General features: G+C 73.6%; 5 protein-coding genes and 1 pseudogene. 3 read left to right on the forward strand and 3 right to left on the reverse strand.

The features are described 5' to 3' along the window. A partial coding sequence (locus ACFW2E_RS38825) for a HEAT repeat domain-containing protein (RefSeq protein WP_384474357.1) occupies nt 1–1,355 on the reverse strand: 1,355 nt, incomplete at its 3' end. 134 nt (nt 1,356–1,489) lie between these two features. Continuing rightward, nucleotides 1,490–3,151, reverse strand: a complete 1,662-nt coding sequence (locus ACFW2E_RS38830; protein WP_384474360.1) for an acyl-CoA dehydrogenase family protein — start codon at nt 3,149–3,151, stop codon at nt 1,490–1,492. Nucleotides 3,152–3,222: 71 nt separating this feature from the next. Here ACFW2E_RS38830 and ACFW2E_RS38835 point away from each other — a divergent pair, with 71 nt between their 5' ends. Both ACFW2E_RS38835 and ACFW2E_RS38840 read left to right on the forward strand, forming a co-directional pair. Beyond that, complete coding sequence (locus ACFW2E_RS38835; protein ID WP_384474363.1) at nt 3,223–3,963, forward strand: PaaX family transcriptional regulator C-terminal domain-containing protein; 741 nt, start codon at nt 3,223–3,225, stop codon at nt 3,961–3,963. 204 nt (nt 3,964–4,167) lie between these two features. Continuing rightward, nucleotides 4,168–4,827, forward strand: coding sequence for a hypothetical protein (locus tag ACFW2E_RS38840; RefSeq protein WP_384474366.1), 660 nt, complete (start codon nt 4,168–4,170; stop codon nt 4,825–4,827). A 217-nt stretch (nt 4,828–5,044) separates the two neighbouring features. Here ACFW2E_RS38840 and ACFW2E_RS38845 read toward each other — a convergent pair whose 3' ends face one another. Further along, nucleotides 5,045–6,124 carry an NADH:flavin oxidoreductase/NADH oxidase gene (locus ACFW2E_RS38845; protein WP_384474369.1) on the reverse strand — a complete coding sequence of 360 codons (1,080 nt, stop codon included), beginning with the start codon at nt 6,122–6,124 and terminating at the stop codon, nt 5,045–5,047. 124 nt (nt 6,125–6,248) lie between these two features. Here ACFW2E_RS38845 and ACFW2E_RS38850 point away from each other — a divergent pair. Further along, nucleotides 6,249–6,389: pseudogene (locus tag ACFW2E_RS38850) on the forward strand (transcriptional regulator); the annotation flags it as partial.

The raw sequence follows: 6,389 nt of genomic DNA on the forward strand, positions 1-6,389 counted from the left end.
GCCTCCGTATCGCCCAGAGCCATGAGCGCGGACAGCAGCGGTACGGCCCGCTCGGCGACATCGGGCGAACGGGGGTCGACCCGGCCGAGTCCGCGCCGCAGCGCGGGCGCGAGCGGGACCGCCGACCGGCCCAGAGGCACGATCACGTACCCGAGGTCGTCGGGTACGGCCGGGCCCGCGAGCACGTCGGCCAGGATCGGCACGGCCCGCGGATCGCCGCTCCTGGCCAGGGCCTTGAGCGGACCGCCCAGGGTCGGAGCGCCGCGCTCCCACCGGTGCACCCGCAGGCCCGGGCGCTCGGCCAGCAGTGCGCACAGGTCGTCGGCGGCGGGCGCGGCCAACTCGAACAGCTCCGACAGGACGGAGACCGAGGCTTCCCGCAGCTGGTCCCGGTCCTCGCGGAGCTGGGCGCCGATCAGGGCGATCGGCACGCTGTGGTCGGCGCGCCACTCGCGGAACAGCGCCGCCGACATCCACACAGCGTTGCACCGGTCGATCGGGTCCGGACTGGTCAACTGCCCGGTGAGCAGGGCGAGCCGGTCGGTCACCCGGTCGCCGAGCGCGGTGTGCAGGGTCCGCAGCAGGTGCGAGCCCTCCTCGTCCGAGGGCCGCAGCTGCCGTATCCGGCCGACCAGCGTGTCCGTCCCGACGCCGTCCCGTCCGCCGGACCGCTGCCCGGACCTGTCCCGCAGCAGCCGGACGGCGGTGGGGACCAGATCGGCCGGGAGCCGGTCGGGCGCGCCGTGGGCGAGCTGGCCGAGGGCGGCGAGCCGCAGCCCGGGGCCGTACGGCGGAGCGCTCTGCGCGGCGAGCAGGTCCACCGCCTCGGCGGCGTGCCCCGGATGGCGACGTACGTAGTGGCCGAGGCCCTCCGTCAGGGCGAGCAGCACCCGGTCGTCCCGCTCGACCGTGATCCGCTCCCGCAACAGACCCAGCACGCGCGCCGGTTCGTCGAGGAACCGCACCAGCGCCCCGGGCGCCGCCCGCCGCACCCCGGGATCGGGGTCGTCGGCCAGGGCGGCGAAGGTCTCCGCTCCCGCGCGCACCGCGGCATGGGCGCGCGCGCAACTGCCGCCGGCGCACTCCGCGCCGATGCTCACCAGCAACTCGACTATGCCGCCCCGGTCCGGCACCTCCGCGCGGGCCAGCAGCCCGAACAGGAACGGCACACAGGCCAGTGTCGAGTCGTACACGTTCCCCTGGTGGTGCACCGAGCCGTACATCCCGTCGAGCGCCATTGCGCGTTCGGACGGGTCGGCGGAGGCGAGTCCGCGCAGCAGCGCGGGCACGTCCTCGGCACTGCCGTACGCGTGCCGCAGCGAGGCCCAGTCGACCTCGTCGATCCCCGTTGACACGTTGTCCTCCCCAGGCGATTGTCACCTGATCGCGAGTCTGCACCACGGCACTGACAACGAAGCGGAGTCGAGCGACGACTGTGTGCGATCCGTCGGCTGTCACCGGCCACGGACCGCACACGGGGCCGGAAGGATCAGTTTCGGCCGGGAAGAGCCCGCTCCAGGATGGCGTCGAGGCCGGCCGCGCCGGACAGGGTGCCGAAGGAGTGCCCCCAGTCACCGCCGAGCCGGCTCGCGCAGAAGGCGTCGGCGACCGCGGGCGGCGCGTGGCGGACCAGCAGGGAGGCCTGGAGGGCGAGGGCCATCAGCTCGACCAGCCGACGAGCGCCCGACTGATCGGTTTCGGCCAATCGGTCCTTCAGCCGGGCGACGGCCGCGTCCAGCCGGGCGTCCGCCCCGCGCGCCAGGGCGAGTTCGGCGAACAGGGCCTCGGCGGTGCCGGGCTCCCGGCCCAGCGCCCGCAGCACGTCGAGCGCGTTGACGTTCCCCGACCCCTCCCAGATCGACAGCAGGGGAGCCTCGCGGTAGTGGCGGGGCATGCCCGAGTCCTCGACATAGCCGTTGCCGCCCAGGCACTCCAGGGCCTCGGCGGTGAAGGCCGGCCCCCGCTTGGTGACCCAGTACTTGCCGACCGCGGTCGCGATCCGCCGGAAGGCCTGTTCCCCGGCGTCCCCGCGCACCGCCCGGTCGGCCGCCCCGGCCAGCCGCAGCGTGAGCGTCGTGGCGGCCTCGGACTCCAGCGCGAGATCGGCCAGGACGTTGCGCATCAGGGGCTGGTCGAGCAGCCGGGCGCCGAACGCGCTGCGGTGCCGGGCGTGGTGGCCCGCTTCGACGAGCGTCTTGCGCATCAGCGTCGCGGAGGACATCACGCAGTCCAGCCGGGTGCAGTTGACCATCTCGATGATGGTCTTCACACCGCGCCCCTCGGGACCGACCAGCCAGGCCACGGTCCCGTCGAACTCCGGTTCGGACGACGCGTTGGAACGGTTGCCCAGCTTGTCCTTCAGCCGCTGGATGCGAAACGTGTTGCGGGTGCCGTCGGGCAGCACGCGCGGGACCAGGAAGCAGGACAGGCCTTCCGGAGCCTGGGCCAGTACCAGGAACACGTCGCACATCGGCGCCGACGTGAACCACTTGTGCCCGCGCAGCGTGTACATGCCGGGCTCGGCGGTGGGCGTGGCGACGGTGGAGTTCGTCCGGACGTCGGAGCCGCCCTGCTTCTCCGTCATGCCCATCCCGGCGAGCAGCCCCCGCTTGTCGGTGGGCACCCGCAGCCTGGGCTCGTACTCCCGGCTCGTCAGCAGCGGTTCGTAGACCTTGGCGAGTTCCGGCTGGGCGCGCAGCGCGGGGACGGCCGCGTACGTCATCGACGTGGGGCAGCCGTGCCCGGCCTCGGTGTGCCCCCACACCAGCCCGCCCGCGGTGCGGGCCACATGCGCGCCCGGCCGGTCGTCCGCCCAGGGGGCGCCGGCCAGGCCCTCGGTGACCGCGACCCCCATCAGACGGTGCCAGCTGGAGTGGAACTCGACCTCGTCGATCCGGTTGCCGTACCGGTCGTGCGTGCGCAGCTCCGGCTCGTGCCGGTTGGCCTGCTCACCCCACTCCTGCGCCTCCGCGCTCCCGGCGCGCAGGCCGAGGCGCCGTACCCCCTCCTCGGCCCACCCGGCCCCCTCGCGGCGCAGGCCATCGAGGAGGGCCGGGTCCTCGGAGGCGTCGTAGGGGGCCAGGGGAGGGGCCTGGTTGGTGACGTCGTGGGTGGCGTACTGCTGCTGCGGCTGTGCGGGTGTCGAGACCATGCCGACATGTTGCACTCTTCGTGCGGTTGTAGCAATGACGCAATAAGAAAGCGGACGTACAGTACGTGCTCATGCGGATGAACGTGTCAGTGCAACCCGGCGAGGCCGACCTGCGGCCGCTGTCCGCGCGATCGGTCGTGCTGAGCCTGCTGCTGGGCACGCATCCGCCGGAGCTTCCGGTGAAGGACCTCGTGCGGCTGGTGGAGCCCTTCGGCGTCGGCGGCTCCACCCTGCGGGCCGCGCTGAGCCGGATGGTGGCCGCCGGTGACCTGCGGCGCACGGACGCCGTCTACGGGCTCAGCGACCGGCTGCTGAACCGCCAGCGCCGTCAGGACGACGCGGTGCACCCCCGCACGCGCGCGTGGGAGGGCGACTGGGAGACGGTGGTGATCACGGCCACGGGCCGCGGCCCCGCCGAACGCGCCGAGCTCCGCGCCCGGTTGACCTCCCTGCGGCTGGCCGAACTCCGCGAGGGCGTGTGGCTGCGCCCCGCCAATCTGGTCCGCCCCCTGCCGGACGACCTGGGGCGCGTGGCCCTGACCGGCACCACCCGTCCCGACGGTTCCCCGCTCGAACTGGTCGCCGGCCTGTGGCCGCTGGACGCCTGGGCCGCCACGGCCCGTGCCCTGCTCGCCCACATCGCCGGGTCCCACCGCCCGGCCGACCTGCTCACCGCCTTCGCCGCTGTCGTACGCCACCTCCTCACCGACCCCGTCCTGCCCCCCGGGCTCCTCCCCGCCGACTGGCCCGGGGAGGCCCTGCGCGCTGCGTACGCGGACTATCAGCGGGAGCTGTCCCGGTCAGTCAGGTGATCTCCGTGCCCGGCCCGATGGCGCACGGGCCACGGGTGGTACACGAGCCGTGTGAGCAGTCACCCGCCGTCCGGCCCGCCCCCCGGTCCGCCGTCCGGGCCGCCACCGGGCCCGCTGCCCGGGCCGGCCGGGGCCGGTCCGCCGGAACCGGGCCGTCCGTCGCGCCGGCGTCCCTCACGGCGTGCGCTCGCCACGCTGGTGGCCGTGGCGGTCGCACTGCTCGTCGTCGGCGGTGTCGCGGTACTGCTCGTCGTCACCTCACACCGGAACAAAGACGGGAAGAAGCCGGCGGTCAGCACGGCCGCGGAGGCTCGCGGGATCGCGAGACGCGTGGCACTGACGCCCCCGGACTGGGGATCCGGTTTCACGAAGGGCGATCCTTACGAGAGCGAGGACACGACCGAGGGCGTGACGGACCAGAACTGCGACTACGCGACACAGCCCATCGCGGACGCCCTGTCCGCCGTGCGGCGCAATGTCGGGCGGACGGACGGCACGGCCCTGGCCAGTTCGCAGGTCGTCGTCTACCGGGGCGCCGAGCCGGCACGGGCCGATGCGGCCCGGCTGCGCTCGGAGGCGCGGCGCTGCCCGAAGGTGAAGGAGGCCGAGGGCAACGCGCGATGGGAGGGCATCCACGAGGTGGCGCTCACGGAGCTGAAGGGCTTCGACGACGTGGTGGCCGAGGAAGGCCGGCTGGTCGTCGACGGCCAGGGCCGGAAGTCGGACAACTACTACACGAACCTGACCGGCCGCAAAGGGCAGTTCGTGATGCAGGCGTATGTCACCCGCAACGGCAGCCGGACACAGGCCCAGAACCGCCGTGACGCCACGAACGCCCTCGCGCTCATGCTGAGCCGCCTGTAGGGCTGTGGCGCAGGACGCCGAGAACGGCCCGGCGGCTCCGTCATGGGTGGCTGCGGCCACCGTGTCCTTGGCGCACCAAGAAGGCCAGGCATGGCAATCCGGCGAACGGACAACGTCCTCGTCGTCGTCGACGACCTCGACCGTGATGGCCGCGGCCCCGGCCGCCGCGACGCCCGCCGACCGCACCGCGCCGGGTGACCGGCACCCGGCGCCGGGCTCACACCGACCGGTGGTACTGCTCCGGCACCCGCACCGCACCGCCGAGCTCCCGGGCTGCCAGCCGCGGCCACGACGGGTTGCGGAGCAGTTCGCGGCCGAGCAGGACCGCGTCGGCCTCGCCGTTGGCGATGATCTTCGCCGCCTGGCCGGCCTCCGTGATCAGGCCGACGGCGGCGACCGGCATCGGTGTCTCGGCCTTCACCCGGGCGGCGAAGGGGACCTGGTACCCGGGGCCGACCGGGATGCGCGCGCCGGAGGCGTTGCCGCCGGTGGAGACGTAGAGCAGGTCGATGCCCTGGGCGTGCAGCTCGCGCGCGAAGCGGACCGTGTCGTCCGGGGTCCAGCCGCCCTCGGCCAGCCAGTCGGTCGCGGAGATGCGGAAGAACAGCGGCTTGTCGTCCGGCCACACCGCCCGTACGGCGTCGACGACCTCGAGGGCGAAGCGGGTGCGGTTCTCGTACGGGCCGCCGTACGCGTCGGTGCGGTGGTTGGAGTGGGGGGAGAGGAACTCGTGGATCAGATAGCCGTGGGCGCCGTGGATCTCGGCGATCTCGAAACCGGCGTCGAGCGCACGGCGGGCCGCTGCCGCGAACCGCTCGACGATCCGCCGGATCCCGTCCACCGTCAACTCGTCCGGCACCGGGTGCGCGTCGTCGAACGCGACCGGGCTCGGCGCCAGCGGCTGCCAGCCGTGCTCCAGTGGACCGAGCGGTCCGCCGCCCTTCCAGGGCCGTTCCGTGGACGCCTTGCGGCCGGCGTGGGCGAGCTGGATCGCGGGTACCGTGCCCTGCGCGGACAGGAAGCCGGTGATGCGGCGGAACGCCTCGGCCTGGATGTCGTTCCAGATGCCCAGGTCGTACGGTGAGATCCGGCCCTCGGGCGAGACGGCCGTGGCCTCCACGACGACCAGGCCGGCACCGCCGGTCGCGCGGGCCGCGTAGTGGGCGAAGTGCCAGTCGTGCGGCACGCCGGCGAGCGGGCCCTCGGGGGCGGCCGAGTACTGGCACATCGGGGGCATCCAGATCCGGTTCGGGATGGTCACTTCACGCAGGGTGCAGGGCTCGAAGAGCGCGCTCACGCCGGACTCCATTCGTCACGGGACCGATCGACGGCTCGTACGATAATCATCGTAGTACGCTAGGTGTCAAACTACGAGAGGTCTCGTACAATGGGCGCTGCAGAGAACCCGAAGTGGAGCCGCCGTGACCAGCACCGCCCCGACCAGCCGCGACCTTCCGCATCCGGGTCTCGACGAGATCCGCCTGGAGGGCGTGCTGCACGCCCTCTCCGATCCGCTGCGGCTGCGGATCGTGCGTGTGGGGGGGGGGGGGGGGGCGGCGGGC

Origin of the sequence: Streptomyces sp. NPDC058964 (assembly GCF_042741275.1) — a bacterium.
GTDB lineage: Bacteria > Actinomycetota > Actinomycetes > Streptomycetales > Streptomycetaceae > Streptomyces.